Source organism: Corynebacterium sp. MSK310 (genome assembly GCF_030227355.1).
In the GTDB taxonomy this organism is placed as follows: Bacteria; Actinomycetota; Actinomycetes; order Mycobacteriales; family Mycobacteriaceae; genus Corynebacterium; species Corynebacterium rhinophilum.
The window spans coordinates 436,108-454,662 of the sequence record NZ_JASPFZ010000001.1; the positions used below are offsets into that span (position 1 = coordinate 436,108).

Genomic DNA, 18,555 nt, shown 5'->3' on the forward strand with positions numbered 1-18,555 from the left:
TTTTAAGACTTCTTCTGCTGTTCTTGCTCCCTGAGGAGGCGAGCAGCGGTCCGACGGCGGGAGCGCAGGTGGTTAATGCGCTCTTCCAAAAGCTCATCGAGTTCCTCGATGGAACGGCGCTCCCGCAGCATATCCCAGTGGGTGCGAGGTGGCTTGATGGGCTTAGCTTCCACGCCTTCGCCCTCTACGAGGTGGCCCAGCTTGCCATTCTTGCACATCCATTCTTCAGGGATTTCTGCCTCATGTGCAAAGGGCACCTCATAAATTTCACCATCGTCCGTGCGGTATTTCACCATCTGGCGCGGTGCGAGGTCGTGGTCGCGGTCAGTTTCGTAGCTGACTGCACCCATACGGCTGCCACGGAGTACGCGATCTGCCATGCAACATCATCCTTTTCAAAGAGATCCCTGATTGACGGCGATAGTTTCGCCTAAGAGCTATTTATTATAACGAACACCCACGCGGTATTGTTCCCAGCCCGCCGTTTAATGGACTAAAGTGTATCTAGTGATCCGTACAGCTAGTCGTGAAAGCAATGTCGGTTCCTGCCAATGGTGTGGAAAGGATATTGACCAAGGCGGTAGGGGACGACCACGTAAGTTTTGCAGCGCCTCGTGCAAACAGCGTGCTTATGAACAAAGAAACAATGTTAGTGGCACGGATATTCCTGCCGATGCAGTAATCTTAAGCCCAGATAAAGTGCAAGGTTTGCGCGACGGCCTTTTTGAATTGCGGTGTTCCGCAGAAGACATTCAAACCGCCGCAGAAGAAGGCGCGAGCGCGGAAGAGCTTTCCAGTCTGTGTGAGGAGCTTATTTCGCTGGCTCGGCGTTTAGAAGGACTTCGATAGTAGATGAAAAAGCTTTTTTATAACCGGAAACTCGTCGTTTCCATCTTCGTGGTTTTAATCCTCGTGCTTACCGCCGTAGCTATCGGCCCGATTGTGTACTCGCTTTTCAAAAGCGGCGGCGTCAAGACGGAGCCCGTGACTGCCGATGGCGCCAAGGCAGCCTCGACTCCGCTCGACGGTTCCTGGTCCGTGGCCAAGGGCCGCGCCGATAACCACACTTCGGTGGGCTTTACCTTCGACGAGGTTCTACCGGCGGAAAGGACGTCCACCTCTGGATCGACCACAGAGGTTACTGGACAGGCGGAGATTTCCGATTCCACGCTGGAATCCGCCACCATTACGGTCAATATGGATGCCCTCACCACGGACAAGAAGGTCCGCGACCAAAACATGAAGTCCAAGCTCTTTAAGACTTCAGACTTCCCAGAGTCTTCCTTCACACTTACTAAGCCCGCCTCGCTTGCCGATGTCCCCGAAGACGGCACCATCGGCTCCGTTAAGCTCACTGGTGACCTCACGATCAAGGATAAAACGCAGGAAATCACCCACGAGTTCGATGTCCTGCGCGACGGTGACGATATCGTCATTGGCGGAGACGTTCCGATCAACCGCCTGGACTACAACGTGGAGACGCCAGACATGCTGGCGGCAAAGGTTGCCGAGGACGGCGAGATCAACCTGCGCATCTCCTTGAATAAGGACTAGACCGTGAATTCTCGACGTTTAATTTCCGTACTGTGGTTCCGCCTCGTAGTCGTCATAGCTTTCTCGATTTTCGTCGCGGTTCAACAGATGTGGCTAGTCACGGCGTTTGCAGCATTGCTAGCCGTATTAACCATCTGGCAGCTGTGGAGCGCCTACAAAAACCAATAATGTTCCTCTTGTTTTAACGTCACTGTGACTAAATGCCGGGGTATAAGCCCATCTGGGCCCAATGGCAGGAAAGGCCCGCCTGAAGCGAATCTGCGCCCAATCGGATGTCCGATCCGTCCGAGGTTGTGGCGTGCCGCTTGTCAGGCACCCCACACGAGCCTCGCCGAAACGAATTCTCAAGCACGGCTCACTTCAAGTGATTCAAACTCTGGCCGCTGAGGAGCCGGGCCAACTTGGCCACAGAACCTTCGAGTCTCTCAAGGTCTTAGCGCGCGCCAACAGGTGGGCTAGCCAAGCCCCGGACCGAATCCACGAGCCTAAGGGATTATGCTCAAACCACCCTCAACTTAACCTCCATATCTCCATTATTGTCCGATAATGTACATTATGTCATTTTAGATCCATGAACGCCCCTCCCATCGTGCCAAGGCCTTTCATCCAAGAATGGCAAAGCCACTCCGGGCGCAGTTTGTTCCAAATTTACAAAGAGTGCCCTTCGAAACGCCCAAATCGGCTCACTATTTGCAAAAACGCATCACGCCATGCCATCGCATCACGCCAGCAGGCCATGCCAGCAAGCCACGCCGGCACACGACACCAAACGTGCACCGCCGAAAGCCAACACATATGCTGGAACTCATGACTATTCAACGCGTTGTCACTAAGCCTTCCCGCGCCGCCCTGTTCCTGGTCTTGGACATTGCGGAAGGCGGCGAGCAAGCCACTCGGGACATGCTCTCCGGATTTGGCGATACCTTCAAGTCCGTCAATTTCCGCCACAATGAGGGCGAGCTGTATACGGTCGTTGGCATCGGTGCGTCCATGTGGCCACGCCTCACCAGCGCTCCCCGGCCGGACAAGCTCAAGGAGTTCGAGCCGCTCGAGGGCGCGTACAAGGCGCCTTCCACGCCCGGCGATATCCTGCTGCATTTCCGCGCGAATACTTATGACCTCTGCCACGAGATGGCGCGCCAGGTCTTGCGTCAGCTGGGCGATGCCGCCACCGTCATCGATGAGACCCAGGGCTTCAAGTACCTGGACCAGCGCGATCTCCTGGGCTTTGTGGACGGCACCGCTAATCCCCTCCCCGAGGAAGCCCTAGAGACAGTGCTGCTTGCCGATGACGCCGATTATCCCCGCGGCTCCTACGTCACTGTGCAAAAATACACGCATGACCTAGATAAGTGGAGCGGCATCAGCACCGAAGAGCAAGAACGCGTTATCGGGCGCACCAAGGCCGATGACGTGGAGCTCGATGAGGATGCACAGCCATCAAATTCCCACGTCGCTCTCAATGACCTCGAGGAAGATATCTACCGCGAGAACATGGTCTTTGGTTCCTTTGCCGCAGGTGAGATGGGTACTTACTTCATCGGATATGCCAAGGACCCAGAAGATATCAACGAGCGTTTGCGCAATATGTTCATCGGCGATCCCGAAGGCAATTATGACCGAATCCTGGACTTCTCCACCGCCCTGACTGGAACGAACTTTTTCGTCCCGAGCGTCGATTTGCTAGACGAATTCGACGAGCTTCCGCACTAAAAGCACTAGAAAGCCTAACGGCGCCCGCCGCGATTGCGGTGGGTCAGGCCGAATTGGACGGAATCGATCATTCCGAGGGTCATGAGCGCCTCGCGAAGTGCGAATTGGAAGGTCCATAACCTGCGGAAAACCGGATCAAAGCCGGCAGCGGCGGCCTCGCGAAGGTGCCCATCAAAAAAGGATCGCTGCTGGCGCAGGGATTCAATATAGTGGCTGCCCACGTGCGTTTCGGACACGATGCGCAGGTGAGAGTTCTTATCTACGAGCCGGTGCACGTCCATAGTCAGCGGATAGTCGAGTCCTGGCCAGATATAGGCCCGCATGGCCTGCAAGGATGCTCGGGCAGCCTCCGACATGGACTCGGTGGCCACGATCGATTGAAAAGCCGCCCGACCGTTTGCGGTAAGGAATCGGTCGAGGACTCGGATATAGGCCTTGCGCTCTCGCGGGCTTAATTGCTCGAACTTTTCCACGCTGATGATCGCATCGTAGTGCCCGCGCCATTGCTTCGGGCTCGGAACAGAATCCGGAATCCGCTCTACGTGGATAGAGTCCTCCGTTCCGGCGAAGACAAGCGCCTCGCGCATCTGGGTGATTTGTTCAACATCGCTGGTCAGGACATCGACAGTGGCGCGGCGTTTGGTAGCGCGGATCGCAGCCTGCATTCCGGCCGCGGGATAGACCAGAAGGTGGGTGCCGGCGCCGGTGCGGGTGGCATCGAGAAGCCAATCCGCCGCCCTACGCTGCGCCTCGCCCAAGTCATCCCGGTCTACGTTGGTGGGTTCGCTCACCGTGGTGACATCGACAAAGTGGCTCTTCGGTTCCCTGCCGCCGGCCTTTGGACTAAAGCTTTCGACCGTTTCCCGGATCGTCGTCGGCACGCCGCTGGAGAAGATCCCACCAACGTGGCTTAGACCATCGCCAGCATAGAGGCGCACTAGGTCGAGAGGCAGCTCCCCTGGCTCAGAATCGCGCACGCTTACCCCTTGCGGTTTGGGAAGATACCCCACCTGCAGGAGTTTGCCTAAAACTTTCACTAATTGGGTGGAGGATGAGACGGTCCACTCGCCTGCCATATAGCTTTCGGCGAAGCCTAACCATCCGGTGGCGGCGATTCGCTCGAATAATGCATCGTGGCCTACCTTCAAATCGGGGCCGCCAGCAGCATCGAGTTCCAGTTCCAAGCCGGCATTATCGCAGGCCTTGGCGAATTCTGCCTCGGCCCGACGGGATTTTAGCGCCGCCCAGCGCTGCGATGGCACGGTCGCAATATTGGGCCATGCCTCCGCGTCGATGGAGCGTAGATGCTCGGGGGTGGAAAAACTCATGGTTTGGGGAGCGCTCCTGGGTGCAAGGGTCACGGTTGCGCTTATTTTAGCTAGATTCTGAGCGGTTTCGGTTAAGGCGCTCCGCATGAAAGGAAACCTGAAACGCATGTAAATGGGTATCAAGTATGCACGTTATGTAACGAGCGTTTACACTATACGGGTACTTAAATAAGCTTTCTCGAGGAAGGTCGCATTAATTCCATGACTGATACCCCTTATCGTCCAAACGGAAGCCGTCACCACGTCGTCGTGGTTGGCGGTGGATTCGGCGGTCTTAACACTGTGAAGAAGTTGAAGAACGCCGATGTTGAGATCACCCTCATCGATAAGAAGAACCACCACCTGTTCCAGCCAATGCTCTACCAGGTGGCTACCGGCATGATTTCCGCTGGTGAGGTTGCCCCCTCGACCCGCCAGCTGCTGCGCAACCAGGATAATGTGGACTTTGTCAACGGCAACGTGACCGACATTAACCTGGAGGACCAGACGGTTACCGCCGAGCTCGATGACTTTTCGCGCACCTACTCCTATGACTCCCTCGTGGTCGCTGCTGGCTCCAGCCAGTCGTACTTTGGCAATGACCACTTCGCGGAGTTTGCCCCTGGCATGAAGACCTTGGATGATGCCCTGGAGCTGCGTTCCCGCATCATTTCCGCCTTCGAAAAAGCTGAGCTTACCGATGACCCCGCTGAGCGCGAGCGCCTCCTGACCTTCATCATCGTCGGTGCCGGCCCGACCGGTGTGGAGCTCACCGGCCAGATCGCTGAGTTGGCTAACCGCACGCTTAGCGATGTCTACTCCACCTACGGCACCTCCGCCGCAAAGATTTACCTGCTCGACGGTGCGCCGCAAGTGCTCCCGCCGTTTGGCAAGCGCCTCGGCCGCCGTGCTCAGCGCACTTTAGAGAAGGAAGGCGTCAACGTTCGCCTGAACGCCATGGTGACCAACGTCAACGAAGACTCCGTGACCTACAAGAACATGAAGACCGAGGAAGAGGTCACCCTCGAGGGCGCGACCAAGATCTGGTCCGCTGGTGTTTCCGCTTCCCCACTGGGCAAGATGGTCGCTGACCAGGCCGGAGTCGAGGCTGACCGCGCGGGCCGCGTTTCCGTCAACGATGACATGACCGTTGGTGACTTCAACAACGTCTACATCATCGGTGACATGATGTCCCTGAACCGCCTGCCGGGCTTGGCACAGGTGGCAATTCAGGGTGGCGAGCACGTCGCCAAGCTCATCGAGACCAAGGTGGACGAGGAGTCCACGGCCGATGAAAAGGAACCTTTCGAGTACTTCGACAAGGGCTCGATGGCCATCGTGACCCGCTTCAATGCCGTTGTGAAGCTGGGCAAGACCGAATTCTCCGGCTTCCCAGGCTGGTTGGCATGGCTGGCCTTGCACCTGACCTACGTCGTTGGTCTACGCAGCCGCTTGGCTGTATTGGTCAACTGGGCGGCTAATATTCTCTCCCGCAACCGCGGCAACCTGGAGATTACTACCCAGCAGCGCATCGCCCGCAACCTTATCGATGAGGCGGAAGAAGAAAAGAACTAAATCCTCCTCGGCACCAGCCGCTGTCCTACTACCCCGCTATGGGGCTGTGGGCGGCGGCTTTTGTGGTTTTCGTCCCTATTTTCCCATTTTTGTTAGGCTTGGGCATTACAACATGGGGTGCCACGCAGTGGCTGAGATACACCCATTGAACCTGCTCTCAGTTAGAACTAGCGAAGGGATTGTTGTGGATTGTTCATTTCTCCGTGCCCACGATGCGGTGCGCGATACCGCCCCACTTATTCAGTGTTTGACCAATAAGGTCGTCAGCAATATTTCTGCCAATGCGCTATTGGCCATCGGCGCCAGCCCAGCAATGGTAGATACTCCAGATGAGTCGCAAGATTTTGCGAAGATAGCCAGCGGCGTGCTTATCAATTGTGGAACCCCGAATTCCGAGCAATACGGCGGCATGCGAGAGGCAATCGCCGGTGCGACCGCGGCTGGAAACCCGTGGGTCCTCGATCCCGTTGGCGCGGGTGGTCTGCACAAGCGCACCGAGTTCATGCACGAAGTCCTGCCGCAGCGCCCGACGGCGATTCGCGGTAATGCTTCCGAGATCATAGCCTTGGTCGGAACCGGAGCCGGCGGGCGCGGCGTGGAGTCCACCGATGGCGTGGAGGCGGCTCTGGAACCAGCGCTCAAACTGTCCCGCGATACTGGAGCCGTAATTGCCGTGTCTGGTCCCACGGATCTCATCGTGCAGGCAGGCGAAACGCCGCGTGCGGTAAGCCTCGAGTCTGGACACCCGATGCTGCAAAACGTCATCGGCACGGGTTGTTCGCTGGGCGCCATCTGCGCGGCTTACCTGGCAGCGTGGGAGGATCCATTCACAGCGATCATCGCAGCGCATGCGCATGTGGGGGCCGCAGGCAGCGTTGCCGCGGAGAAATCCACGGCGCCCGGCTCCTTTGCGGTTGCCTGGCTCGATGCGCTGTATGGGCTGTCCACCGATGCAATCGAGGAGCGCATCTCTGCCTCCGAGGTCGCCGACATTGCGGAGCTGTCATGAGCATCGATTGGACACTGTATCTCATCACCGATCCTGAGCTCGCCGGCGGGCGGGACAAGGTCGTTCCCATCGTGCAAGAGGCGGTACGCGGCGGGGCTACCGTCGTGCAATTGCGCGATAAAGAAGCCAGCGACGAGGAGGTCGAGGCTACCGCCCGCGACCTTCTGGAGGTCTTGGGCGACGTACCGCTTTTTATCAATGACCGTGTCGAGGTAGCGGCCAAGGTGGGCTGTCACCTGCACATTGGCCAAAACGATATGGATCTACACCAAGCACGAGAGTTGCTTGGCCCCGATAAGCTCATCGGGCTTTCGGTGGGCACGCGGGAAGAGTTGGACGCCATTGACCCGCAGGATGCCCCCGATGTCATTGGCATCGGCCCGGTCCACTCGACGGCGACCAAGAAGAATGCGCCAGCGGGAATCGGTGCCGAGGCTGCCAGGCGCCTTGCCACCGCGGCGCGCGAACGCGGCATCGAGTCCGTCGCCATCGGCGGCATCAAGGCACACAATGCCCACGAACTTTCTGCAAGCGACTTCGCAGGGATCTGCGTGGTCAGCGACATTATGGCTGCCGATGACCCGGCAGCGGCAGCACACAACCTAAAGGAGGCCTACTGTGGCTAAAGGAACCTACCCCCGTATTCTCTCGATTGCTGGAACCGATCCCACAGGCGGAGCCGGTATCCAGGCCGATTTGAAGTCCATCGCCGCCGCGGGCGGGTATGGAATGAGCGTGGTCACCGCGCTGGTGGCCCAAAATACCCAGGGCGTGCGCAGCGTCCACGTCCCGCCGCTGGATTTCCTCCAAGAGCAGCTGGATTCCGTCCGCGAAGACGTAAACATCGATGCCATCAAGATCGGCATGCTTGCCGATGCCCCCATCACCGACCTCGTATCCACGTTCCTCGACCAGATCGACCCGTCCGTCCCCGTGGTCTTGGACCCGGTCATGGTGGCCACCAGTGGCGACCGCCTCTTGGACCCCGCGGCGGAAAAGGCGGTGCGCGAGCTGTGTTCCCGCGCTGATGTCATCACGCCCAACCTCAAGGAGCTGGCCGTCCTGACGCAGACGGAGGAAGCTACGGACTTGGACCGTGCCATCGAGGTGGCTAAGACGTGGGCCGCTGAGGCGGATACGGCGGTCATCGTCAAGGGCGGGCACCTTGACTCGGCGATTGCCGATAACGCCGTGGTCACTGCCGATGGCAAGGTTCACCGCGTGGAATCGGCTCGAGTGCAGACCAAGAATACCCACGGCACGGGCTGCTCCCTCTCCTCTGCCCTAGCAACGCGGCTTGGCGCAGGCGATGAAGTCGCCACCGCCCTAGAGTGGTCCACGGACTGGCTGCACGAGGCGATTGCTAATGCGGATGCGCTGGCCGTCGGCAAAGGCAGCGGGCCGGTAGACCACCTGCACCGCCCGCAGCGCTTGATGCGGGCTGCGTCCTCGGTACCGCTTCCTCACTTGTCCGGGCCATTGGAAGAGGTAGAAAATGCCGATCAGCCGCGAGTAGCGGCCGCTGGCCCGTACACGCAGCGCCTGTGGAATATCGCGGCGGAGCACTGGGAGCAGGTAAAGGCACTACCCTTTATTCAGAAGCTGGGGTCCGGGGCACTTGCCAACGATGCTTTCAGCTTCTACCTCGATCAGGATTCGCAATACCTGGCGTCCTACTCGAAGGCCCTGGCCCGCCTCGCCAGTCAGGCGCCCGATACCGCGCAGCAATTGCACTGGGCGCAGGGCGCTTACGAGTGCCTCGCGGAGGAAGCTGAACTGCACCGCGGGTGGCTGAAGGATTCGGCTACTACGGCGCCGTCGCGGGTAACCAGTGCCTATACGGATTTTCTCATCCGCAGCACGCACACGGATGATTATGCGGTTGGCATCGCGGCGGTACTTCCCTGCTACTGGCTGTATGCAGAGGTGGGTCTGCACTTGGCGGAGTTCGATTCGCCCGATCACCCCTACCATGCGTGGTTGGAGGTGTACGGCGGGGAAGATTTCCTCGCCGGGGTGCGCGAGAGCATCAAGATTGTGGAGGAAACTTTAGAAAAGGCGGATGAGGCCACTCGGACCCGTGCCGAGCGCGCCTTTATCAGCGCCAGCATCCACGAGGTCGATTTCTTCGACCAAGCGGACCGGCGCTTTTAAGGCCTTAGGCCAAGAGGTCCGCACCCGGGCGGGATAGCACGGCGACCAAAAAGGTGGAATGCTCCGAAAATAGCTTCATGTCCCAGGAAGAAAACGTGAAGTCAACGCGGTAGCCCACCTTCTGCGCCATATCGAGGAAGTCCTGGAAGTCCCATCCGCGGCCTTCCCCAAAGCCGGTGACGAAGCGCCCGCCGGGGGTCAGCGAGTTAAAAATATTCCGCAGGGCTTCCTCGCGGCCATCCACGGCCAAAAAGCCCATGACGTTTCCTGCGGAAACAGCCAAGTCAAAGGGGCCTTCAGGAACCTCTTCCGTGCACAGGTCCCCGACGAACCACTCGCCGTCGGGGAAGTCATGTTCGGCGTGTTCGATCAAAATGGGATCCACGTCAATGCCCACCACGCTGTGTCCGCGGCGCAGCAATTCCCCGCCGACGCGGCCGGTTCCACAGCCGGCGTCGAGGATGGTGGAATTGCGTTCCACCATGGCATCGACAAGCCGGGCCTCCCCATGAATGTCTTTGCCCTGCGCCTCAAGCATCTTCCATTTGCGGGCGAAATTATGGGAGTGGGCGGGATTGGCTTCGGTAACTTCTTTCCACGTTGGCATAGATTCGATTATATTACCCACCGTCGGTGTAAGCTTTACCCGCTGCGTAAAACGTGGCCCGTTTTACTACTTGATTGCGTTACTATCCGCACTACCGTGCAAAGGAGGCTGAAACGATGCCGTCCGTACCCACGCCCTTTAGAGGCCGAAAGAAATCCACGCCTCCTAGCCAGCCCTCCTTCCCGCCGGTTCCCGCGGAGCGCGCCATTGAGCACTGCCGCGTCTTCGTCGATGGTGAGGCCCTGCCCGGCGAGTATTCCGCGCATTCCGCCTTGGAAACCGTGGCGGAATACGGCCGCGGGTTCGTCTGGGTGGGCCTGCATGAGCCCTATGAATCCCAGATGACGAAGATCGCTTCGCAATTTGGCATCCACGAGCTCATCGTGGAAGACGCCGTCATGGCCCACCAGCGCCCGAAGCTGGAGCGCTACGATGACCAGCTCTTTGTGGTGGCCCGCTCGGTGAATTACCGCGACCACGATGAGGTGAAAGATAAGCGCCAGATTATTTCCACGGGCGAAATCCAGATGATTATGGGCTCTAACTTCATCATTACCGTTCGCCACGGTGCGAAGCTGCCCAATCTGGCCTACACGGTCGAAGACGAGCAGGACCTGGTGGAGCTCGGCCCCGTCGCCATGGCCTGGAAGATCCTGGACATGATGGTGGACCGCTACTCCGAGGTCGCCCGCCTGATTAGCGATGAAGTCGATGAACTCGAAGAGGAAATCTTTACCCCGAACCTCAAATTCGACGTCGACCGCATTTATATGTTCAAGCGCGAAGTCTTGGAGATGAAGCACGCCATTTATCCGCTGTCTGCGGCGCTAAAGGCGATGGTCTCGGATCACAAGGATCTCATCTCTAAGCAGATCCGGTCCTACCTGCGCGATGTCTATGACCACGAGCTCGTGGTCAATGACTTGGTCGCCAGCTTCGATGAACGCCTGACCTCGCTTATTGATGCCTCGGTGGCCAAGGTCACCATGCAGCAAAACTCGGATATGCGCACGATCTCGGCCGTCGTAGGTATGTGGGCCGCGCCGACCCTCGTCGCCGGTATTTACGGCATGAACTTCGATATCATGCCGGAGCTTCACTGGGCCTTTGGCTATCCCATGGCAATCATCATCATGGTCGCTGTCGTTGGCGGCCTGTGGGCGTGGTTCCGGAAGAACCACTGGCTCTAGCTGCGCTTATCCATAATCATGGTGCGCAGCGTGGTGCGTGCAATGAGGGTGTCTCCTTGGCGCATCTCTACGCTCCACACGTGGGTGCGCGTGCCCAATTGAATGGGGGTGGCCACCGCTTCAAGCTCGCCCTCACCTGTCGCCTTGATGAAGTCCGTGGAGTTATTGACCCCCATCGCCGGGGCATCGGCAGCCGCGACGCTGGCAATGGAGGCGACAGTTTCCGCGATGGTGCAATATAGCCCGCCATTAGCCACGCCCCACGGCTGGTGATGCTGAGAAGTCACGGTAAGGCGCGCGCGGGCCTCGGTTGGGCCAACGCGGTCGAAGGTAAGGCCGATGAACTCGGCAAGCCCGCCGTTGACCGAATTTAGTTTCTCCAGTTCCTCCTCGTTGAGCAGGCGCGTATGCGCGGTATGAAGCAAGTCATTGAGTATCTGGGTATCTGACATAGCCTTCAAGCTTAACCGCCAGCGCGGCGAAAGCGCGGCGGTGACGTAGGATAGGCACCATGACTGAAAAGAACGAACTCGCGCACATTGGTGTTGTCGGCCTAGCGGTAATGGGCTCCAATCTAGCCCGCAACTTTGCCCGCAATGGCAATACCGTCGCCGTCTATAATCGCAGCCCAGAAAAGACCCACGCCCTCATTGAGGCCCACGGCGACGAAGGAAACTTTATTCCTTCCGAGTCCATCGCGGATTTCGTGGCTTCCTTGGAGCGCCCCCGCAAGGCCATCATCATGGTGCAGGCGGGCAAGGCCACCGATGCGGTCATTGACCAGCTTGCCGATGCCATGGATGACGGCGATATCATCATCGATGGCGGCAATGCGCTGTTTACGGATACCATTCGCCGCGAAAAGGAAGTGGCCGAGCGCGGTAAGCACTTCGTGGGCGCTGGCATTTCCGGCGGCGAAGAAGGCGCCTTGAACGGCCCATCCATCATGCCTGGTGGTCCGGCTGAGTCCTGGGAGACCCTCGGCCCCATCCTGGAGTCCATCGCCGCGGAGGTCGATGGCACCCCGTGCGTGACCCACATCGGCCCGGATGGCGCCGGCCACTTCGTCAAAATGGTCCACAACGGCATCGAGTACGCCGATATGCAGGTCATCGGCGAGGCCTACCAGCTGCTGCGCTACGGCGCTGGCATGGAGCCTGCCGAGATTGCGGAGATTTTCAAGGAATGGAACTCCGGCGACCTGGACTCCTACCTCATTGAGATCACCGCCGAGGTACTGGCCCAGAAGGATCCGGACACGGGCGCCCCGCTTGTCGATGTCATCTTGGACGCCGCCGGCCAGAAAGGTACCGGCCGCTGGACTGCCATCAATGGCTTGGAATTGGGCGTGCCAATTACTGGTATCGCCGAGTCCGTCTTTGCCCGCGCACTGTCTTCTTGGAGCCAGCAGCGCGCCGCCGCGCAGGAGGGACAGCTTCCAGCAGGCACGAACGCGGACTTCGACATCGACAAGGATGCCTTCATCGAAGACGTTCGCCGTGCGTTGTATGCCGCCAAGCTCATCGCCTACTCCCAGGGCTTCGATGAGATCAAGGCTGGTTCCACCGAATTCGGTTGGGATGTCGATCCGCGCGACCTAGCAACCATCTGGCGCGGCGGCTGCATCATCCGCGCTAAGTTCTTGGACCGCATCCGCGAGGCATTTGATACCAATCCAGAGCTTCCCGCCCTCATCCTGGATCCCTACTTCAAGGGTGAGCTGGAAGACCTCATCGAACCGTGGCGCCGCGTCGTCGTCGCTGCAACCCAGATGGGCCTGCCGGCTCCGGTCTTTGCCTCCTCGCTGTCATACTACGACAGCCTGCGCGCCACCCGCCTGCCCGCCGCCCTTATCCAGGGCCAGCGCGACTTCTTTGGTGCGCACACCTTCAAGCGCACCGATAAGCCCGGCACCTTCCACGTCGAGTGGTCCGGTGATCGCAGCCTGACGCAGACGGATTAAGCGCTGCATATAAAAAGGGAGGACCTGCACCGTGCAGGCCCTCCCTTTTTAGTACCTGGTGTTAGACCAAGCCGAGCCACGCCCAATAGGTGGCAGAGAGCAGCAGGATGAGCAGGTATCCGACGATGGTCAGCGGGATACCAGAGCGAAGGAATTGCTTGGTGCTAAAGGCGCCGGTGCCATAGGCCAGCATATTTTGCGGCGCGGAGACGGGCAGCAAGAACCCGAAGCAGATGACGAACTGCTGGATGACCACGAAGCCGATGCCGCCGTTGGGCACATCCAGTGTGGCGGCCAAGGCGATAAAGACCGGGATGAGCGCGGAGGCCAGCGAGGTAGCAGAGGCAAAGCCCAAGTGGATCAGGATATTAAATAGCGATACCAATGCAATAGTTGCCAGAATCGGCAGCGAATCCAGCCCCATAAGCCCAAAGGTCTTTTCTGATAACCACGTGGCAGCGCCCGTATCCAGCAGGAACGAGCCGAGGGAAATGCCAATGGCAAAGACGATGAGGGTACCCCAGCTCACGGATATTTGCGCTTCTGGCCAGGTAAACACGCCGATCTTCGGTAACAGCATCAGGGCAACGGCCACCGCAGTAATGACGGCCGAGCTAATCGGGTGCAGCAGTCCCTCCGTGGCCCAGAAGAAGAGCAGGAGAAGGGAAAATCCGATGAGCCTTTTCTCTTCCGGTGAGGTGGGCCCGAGGTCCTCTAGCTGCTTGGCGATGAGCTCCTTTCCTCCCTCAATGCGTTCCGTTTCCGGTTTGATGACGGCGCGCATGATGAAATACAACGCAATGGACATCAGGATGGACCACGGCGCGGCCCAAATGAACCATTGGCCCCACGAGACCGACTGCCCCATTTGATCCTCGATAAATCCCACCGCCACGAGGTTTTGTGCGGCGGCGGTCTTGATGCCCACGTTCCAGATCGATACGGCCTGCGCTGCGGTAATGACGAGCAAGGCGCCCAGCTTCGACTCATAGGACAAGCCGAAGGCGGCTACCATACCGAGCAAGATGGGCACTACGGCGCCCGCACGCGCGGTGGCAGAGGGAACGAAGAAGGCCAAGATGATGGCAATCGCAATGGCGCCGATAACGATGTGGGAGGTCTTCTCCCCCGCGATCTTCAACACGTACAAGGCAATCCGCTTATGCAAGCCCGTAGCCTGCATCGCTCCGGCCAAGATCAGTGCCGCGGCCACAAGTGCTACCGCGGAGGAGGAAAATCCTGTCATCGCGACCTTGAGGGCATTGGAGGTGCCGTAGATGCCATCGGATTCTGGATCCGGCCCAAGCCCCAAAAGCAGCGAGATAAGGCCGACGATCAGCAGGGCACTTACCGGATAGCTCACGGCCTCGGTCACCCACATGATCACCGCGAAGGCCAGCATGCCCAGAGCCACTTTGGCAGGCCAGTCGAGTCCCGGGATCGGGATAACTAAGACGGCCGCTAAGGCCACGAAGGCCAGCGCGAACCACACGGCGTCAAGGTGATACCTCTCCTTCTTCGTGGGCTCAGTTGATTCCTGTGGCGAGGAGTGGGAAGAAGAACTGGCTGCGGTTGCTTGTGCTTGAGCCATGGAGACGACTCCTTAACAGTTCGTAATGGCCCTGGAAGGGGCCTGTGAGTGGAGGAATAAATCTTGCGTGCTTCCCAGCACCACCTTCCACGTTAGGTAATAACCAGTGAAATACCTAAAACAGGACCCTATTTTTGCTATGGGATTTCTCACTTGTACGGTGGTCCACCAATCGTGCGTTGCCCGATGCAGGATTTTACGCACCCACCGGTTAGAATTGCCCAACGATGACTACTTTTGCCGAACTCGGCTTACCTCAGCGCGTGGTTCACGTTCTACACAACCAAGGAATCACGGAAGCATTTCCCATCCAAGCCGCAGCTATCCCGGATGTACTCGCAGGCAAAGACGTACTTGGCCGTGGGCCTACCGGTTCCGGAAAGACCTTTACCTTTGGGCTTCCCACATTGGCCCGATTGGTTGGCTCGGGCGCCTCTACCCCGGGCCAGCCCCGCGCGGTCGTGCTCGCCCCCACCCGCGAGTTAGCGACGCAGATCCAGCAACGCCTCGATGAACCCGCCGCCGCATTAGGGCTGCGCGTTCTCGCGGTGGTCGGCGGCGTCAATATCAACCACCACATTCGCTCTCTGGCGCGTCCAGTGGACCTCTTGGTCGCCACACCTGGTCGCGCTCAGGATCTCATCGCACAAGGCAAGTTGTCCTTTGACAAGGTACAGATCACTACCTTGGACGAGGCAGACCAGATGGCCGATATGGGGTTTCTTCCCCAGGTGCGCAAGCTTTTAAACTACACCCCACCCACCGGTCAGCGGCTGCTTTTTTCTGCGACCCTCGATGGGGATGTTAATAAGCTGGTCGAGCAATTCCTGCACGATCCCGTGATCCACTCCACGGCTCCCGTCGCCGCAGCGGTGGATTCGATGTCGCACCACCTGTTTTTCCTGGGTGATCGCCCCGCCCGCAACGAGGTGGTCATGCGCATCGCCGCGCGCGCAGGCAAGACCATCATGTTCATGCGTACCAAGCACGGCGTGGATAGGCAGGTGAAAAAGCTTCGGCGTGCCGGCATTAACGCCTATCCACTGCACGGGGATAAGGGCCAGGGCGCGCGCACCCGCGCCATTTCTGGCTTTGCCGATGGCTCCATTCCAGTCCTCGTTGCCACCGATATCGCGGCGCGCGGCATCGATATTGCAGACGTTTCACTCGTCGTCCACGTGGATCCGCCTGCAGAACACAAGGCCTACCTCCACCGCGCAGGGCGTACTGCGCGCGGCGGCGCAACAGGCACGGTGGTTACTTTGGTCACTGATGAACAGCGCTCAGAGGTAGCTGCCCTCATCAAGAAGGCCGGTGTGAGCGCTACCGAACACGATATTTCCCACCGCGAAAATCCGGCCGGTGCTCCTGAGCTGCGCACGGTCACCGGCGCCCGCAAGCCGCACGGACCGGCCCTTCCACCGCCGGGCCAAGACGGGTCTAACGGCGCGGGCCAGCAACAAAAGAAACAATCCCCACGCCAACAAAAGCGGCAGGTTGGTGGAGCCAGGAGGGGTAAGGGGCGGCGTCGCTAAGCGCTAGCGCAATAGAAAGGAGGAGACGCCCGTGCAGGTTTTATCTACCACTGACTGGACCGCCCGCATGGATGAGCACGAACGGCGGGCGGCGGACCGACTGGAGAGGTTTCGCCATCCGGGCAGCTATCATCCCGTATTTGATTTCCTCTTTGAGTATTACCCTGTCCGCCCGTCGCACCTAAAGCGCTGGCACCCGGGCATTGACACGGCGCTCGAGGGTGACGCGCCGCAGGCTAGCTGGCGCGATTACCACGAGACTGCGGACGGCATCACCGTGGACGTGGAGTCCTATATGCAACGGCGCGGAAGTTCCGTTGACTATATTTTGGATCTGCTGCGGCGCTCTGCCACCAACCCGGTGCACTTTGATTGCTTTGGTCTGCATGAATGGGCGATGGTTTACCACACCGATTCCCCACGCCATGATCTCCCGCTGCGCTTAGGCGCAGAAGGAACCAACCGCGTCGTTGATACTCATTCCCTAAAGTGCTCGCATTATGATGCGTTCCGTTTCTTTACTCTGCCGGCGCGCCCGCTCAATCTGACGGTGCTCCACCGTGAGGATCAACCTGCCAATGACCAAGCAGGCTGCGTGCACGTGACCATGGACCTTTATAAATGGGCGTGGAAGCTGGGGCCCTTGGTCCCAGGCGATCTCTTCCTCGATTGCCTGGATCTGGCTATCGATGCCCGCATCCTTGACATGGAGGCCTCCCCGTACGATTGCCGTAATTGGGGCCTTGGGGTAGTTCCTATTGAAACACCAGAGGGCAAGGCGACGTATGTCAACCGTCAACGGGGCCTCGCGCAGCGAGCGCAACCGCTGCGCGAGCGGCTTGTCGCAGTAATGGAAAGGGCTTATTGCCAGTTACACTAGATTAAACGCATCATGCGCTGGCTCGGGAGTTTTGGAGAAAGGCACTACATGGCACGGCACTCAAACGGGGAAAACAGATTCGCACTAGCTGGCTGGGTTATCGCGGTTATCATCATCGCAATCCTTGCCGTCATCGCACCGTTGATTTTCCTGTTGCGCGCTGGGGATGACTCTGGAGAGCCTACGGCCGCAGAAACCGCGTCCCAATCCCCTGTGGAAAGCAGCCCAGGAGTCTCCTCCTCCGCTCCGAGTACGCCGGACGACGGCGAAGAGGCTTCGGGCTCGGCTTCCTCTTCCACCGTGGAGATGGCCCCCAATACTCTCCTGCTCGTTGATACTTCTGCGAATATGACCGCGATGTTTGATGCAACGCAACAGGCGCTATCTGGCACCGCGGAAAAATTGAGTGACAACAATAGCCAGGTAGCCTTGTGGAACTATTCGTCCCCCATTTCGGAGGCCGCGTCGGTGGGGTACCGCGATAACCTCGGATTCGGCAATGGCCCTGCGGTGCCGAAGACACTCGCGGCATTCGGCACCGGTGGGGTGCCGCAATCGCGCAGCGCCACAATTGCCGCGCTGAACACCGCTGCGGATCAGGCCGCCGGTACCAACCGGAAGGCACGGGTGCTCCTCGTGACAACGGGCACCGAGCTCGATATGGACGATGCCCAGTTTGCCGCCGCTCTTGACGGCGCGAAGTCAGACAACGTAGAGCTATCCGTCGTCCACGTGGGCCCAGGGGCTATCGATGAACAGCTAAAGAACGCCGCTGACAACTTCACTAGCGTCGATGCGGGTACGCAGGAGGACCTCAACGCCGCGATGGATAAGGCCGCTGGGGTTTAAACAAAAAAGTTCTCCCTCCACCCCCGTGAGCTGGGGTCTGGAGGGAGAACTTATTAAGAGGACTTAGGAACTCTTGCGGTTGCGGCGAGCGGCGAGCTCATCCAAGCCAACCACGTTGTCATCGGGCAATTCCTCGATGCGCTCTGCGGGGAAGGACGTAATCGTGCCGGACAGTTCCTTCAAGATTCCCGGCACTGCGATGCCGAAGACACCCTGCCCGCCGGCGAGAAGGTCAATGACCTCATCATTGGAGCGGCACTCGTACACGGTAGTGCCATCAGAGACGAGGGTGAGCTCAGCCAAATCGTTAACGCCGCGGTCATGCAACGATTCCACGGCCAAACGGATATTCTGCAGGGAAATGCCGGTGTCGAGCAGGCGCTTGACAATCTTGAGGACCAAGACGTCCTTGAAAGAATAAAGGCGCTGTGAACCCGAGCCGCGGGCGGTGCGAATGGAGGGGTTGACCAAGTTGGTGCGTGCCCAGTAGTCCAACTGGCGATAGGTGATGCCAGCAACCTGGCAGGCGATGGGCACGCGGTACCCCACTTCTTCGTCCGGTCCCACATCAAAGAGGGATTCTTGGACGTACTGGGACTCGGACTGAGTGTCCTCGGTGATGCTCACG

19 protein-coding genes and 1 riboswitch are annotated in these 18,555 nt (G+C 58.9%); of the genes, 13 read left to right on the forward strand and 6 right to left on the reverse strand.

Going from position 1 to position 18,555, the window contains the following annotated elements; translation table 11 throughout:
• Nucleotides 1-2 precede the first annotated feature (2 nt).
• On the reverse strand, nt 3-380 hold the full coding sequence (locus QP891_RS02040; RefSeq protein ID WP_284770678.1) for an RNA polymerase-binding protein RbpA: 378 nt from the start codon (nt 378-380) through the stop codon (nt 3-5).
• Between the two features lie 127 nt (nt 381-507).
• Here QP891_RS02040 and QP891_RS02045 point away from each other — a divergent pair, with 127 nt between their 5' ends.
• From QP891_RS02045 to QP891_RS02060, 4 genes are all read left to right on the forward strand, one after another.
• Nucleotides 508-849 (forward strand): hypothetical protein, encoded by a 342-nt coding sequence (locus QP891_RS02045; protein WP_042403724.1) that lies wholly within the window; start codon nt 508-510, stop codon nt 847-849.
• A gap of 3 nt (nt 850-852) precedes the next feature.
• Nucleotides 853-1,554 (forward strand): YceI family protein, encoded by a 702-nt coding sequence (locus QP891_RS02050; RefSeq protein ID WP_239268093.1) that lies wholly within the window; start codon nt 853-855, stop codon nt 1,552-1,554.
• A 3-nt stretch (nt 1,555-1,557) separates the two neighbouring features.
• Complete coding sequence (locus tag QP891_RS02055; protein ID WP_284770679.1) at nt 1,558-1,722, forward strand: hypothetical protein; 165 nt, start codon at nt 1,558-1,560, stop codon at nt 1,720-1,722.
• A 639-nt stretch (nt 1,723-2,361) separates the two neighbouring features.
• Nucleotides 2,362-3,267 (forward strand): Dyp-type peroxidase, encoded by a 906-nt coding sequence (locus QP891_RS02060; protein WP_284770680.1) that lies wholly within the window; start codon nt 2,362-2,364, stop codon nt 3,265-3,267.
• Between the two features lie 14 nt (nt 3,268-3,281).
• Here QP891_RS02060 and QP891_RS02065 read toward each other — a convergent pair whose 3' ends face one another.
• Complete coding sequence (locus QP891_RS02065) at nt 3,282-4,595, reverse strand: class I SAM-dependent methyltransferase (RefSeq protein WP_284770681.1); 1,314 nt, start codon at nt 4,593-4,595, stop codon at nt 3,282-3,284.
• A 201-nt stretch (nt 4,596-4,796) separates the two neighbouring features.
• Here QP891_RS02065 and QP891_RS02070 point away from each other — a divergent pair, with 201 nt between their 5' ends.
• From QP891_RS02070 to QP891_RS02085, 4 genes are all read left to right on the forward strand, one after another.
• On the forward strand, nt 4,797-6,149 hold the full coding sequence (locus QP891_RS02070; RefSeq protein WP_284770682.1) for an NAD(P)/FAD-dependent oxidoreductase: 1,353 nt from the start codon (nt 4,797-4,799) through the stop codon (nt 6,147-6,149).
• A gap of 103 nt (nt 6,150-6,252) precedes the next feature.
• Nucleotides 6,253-6,346, forward strand: a riboswitch (TPP riboswitch).
• Nucleotides 6,334-7,158, forward strand: coding sequence for a hydroxyethylthiazole kinase (gene thiM / locus QP891_RS02075; RefSeq protein WP_284770683.1), 825 nt, complete (start codon nt 6,334-6,336; stop codon nt 7,156-7,158). (Overlaps the previous riboswitch by 13 nt.)
• Entirely contained in the window at nt 7,155-7,784 is a 630-nt protein-coding gene (thiE, locus tag QP891_RS02080) for a thiamine phosphate synthase (RefSeq protein WP_284770684.1), read from the forward strand. The genes thiM and thiE overlap by 4 nt, the downstream gene beginning before the upstream one ends.
• Nucleotides 7,777-9,312, forward strand: coding sequence for a bifunctional hydroxymethylpyrimidine kinase/phosphomethylpyrimidine kinase (locus QP891_RS02085; RefSeq protein WP_284770685.1), 1,536 nt, complete (start codon nt 7,777-7,779; stop codon nt 9,310-9,312). The genes thiE and QP891_RS02085 overlap by 8 nt, the downstream gene beginning before the upstream one ends.
• 4 nt (nt 9,313-9,316) lie before the next feature.
• Here QP891_RS02085 and QP891_RS02090 read toward each other — a convergent pair whose 3' ends face one another.
• On the reverse strand, nt 9,317-9,919 hold the full coding sequence (locus QP891_RS02090; RefSeq protein WP_023017516.1) for a class I SAM-dependent methyltransferase: 603 nt from the start codon (nt 9,917-9,919) through the stop codon (nt 9,317-9,319).
• A gap of 116 nt (nt 9,920-10,035) precedes the next feature.
• Between QP891_RS02090 and corA the strand changes: the two genes are divergently transcribed.
• The gene (gene corA, locus QP891_RS02095; RefSeq protein WP_005279244.1) at nt 10,036-11,109 is read left to right on the forward strand and encodes a magnesium/cobalt transporter CorA; all 1,074 of its coding nucleotides are present in this window, start codon (nt 10,036-10,038) and stop codon (nt 11,107-11,109) included.
• On the opposite strand, the gene QP891_RS02100 is transcribed toward corA, so the two are convergent.
• A complete protein-coding gene (locus tag QP891_RS02100) occupies nt 11,106-11,561 on the reverse strand; it encodes a PaaI family thioesterase (RefSeq protein ID WP_284770686.1) in 456 nt (151 codons plus the stop codon). The genes corA and QP891_RS02100 overlap by 4 nt on opposite strands.
• A gap of 59 nt (nt 11,562-11,620) precedes the next feature.
• Here QP891_RS02100 and gnd point away from each other — a divergent pair, with 59 nt between their 5' ends.
• Entirely contained in the window at nt 11,621-13,072 is a 1,452-nt protein-coding gene (gene gnd, locus QP891_RS02105; protein ID WP_284770687.1) for an NADP-dependent phosphogluconate dehydrogenase, read from the forward strand.
• Between the two features lie 61 nt (nt 13,073-13,133).
• Here gnd and QP891_RS02110 read toward each other — a convergent pair whose 3' ends face one another.
• Nucleotides 13,134-14,663, reverse strand: a complete 1,530-nt coding sequence (locus tag QP891_RS02110; RefSeq protein WP_284770688.1) for an SLC13 family permease — start codon at nt 14,661-14,663, stop codon at nt 13,134-13,136.
• Between the two features lie 227 nt (nt 14,664-14,890).
• On the opposite strand from QP891_RS02110, the gene QP891_RS02115 reads away from it, so the two are divergent.
• The 3 genes from QP891_RS02115 (at nt 14,891) to QP891_RS02125 (ending at nt 17,927) form a co-directional block, all read left to right on the forward strand.
• A complete protein-coding gene (locus QP891_RS02115; protein ID WP_284785113.1) occupies nt 14,891-16,198 on the forward strand; it encodes a DEAD/DEAH box helicase in 1,308 nt (435 codons plus the stop codon).
• A gap of 67 nt (nt 16,199-16,265) precedes the next feature.
• Nucleotides 16,266-17,078: a 3-methyladenine DNA glycosylase gene (locus QP891_RS02120; RefSeq protein WP_410757594.1), complete on the forward strand. Its 813-nt coding sequence runs from the start codon at nt 16,266-16,268 to the stop codon at nt 17,076-17,078.
• Between the two features lie 48 nt (nt 17,079-17,126).
• Nucleotides 17,127-17,927: a vWA domain-containing protein gene (locus tag QP891_RS02125; protein ID WP_284770691.1), complete on the forward strand. Its 801-nt coding sequence runs from the start codon at nt 17,127-17,129 to the stop codon at nt 17,925-17,927.
• Between the two features lie 63 nt (nt 17,928-17,990).
• Here the strand turns inward: QP891_RS02125 and QP891_RS02130 are convergent, their stop codons facing one another.
• Nucleotides 17,991-18,554: a MerR family transcriptional regulator gene (locus QP891_RS02130; RefSeq protein WP_005282882.1), complete on the reverse strand. Its 564-nt coding sequence runs from the start codon at nt 18,552-18,554 to the stop codon at nt 17,991-17,993.
• Nucleotide 18,555: the final 1 nt, after the last annotated feature.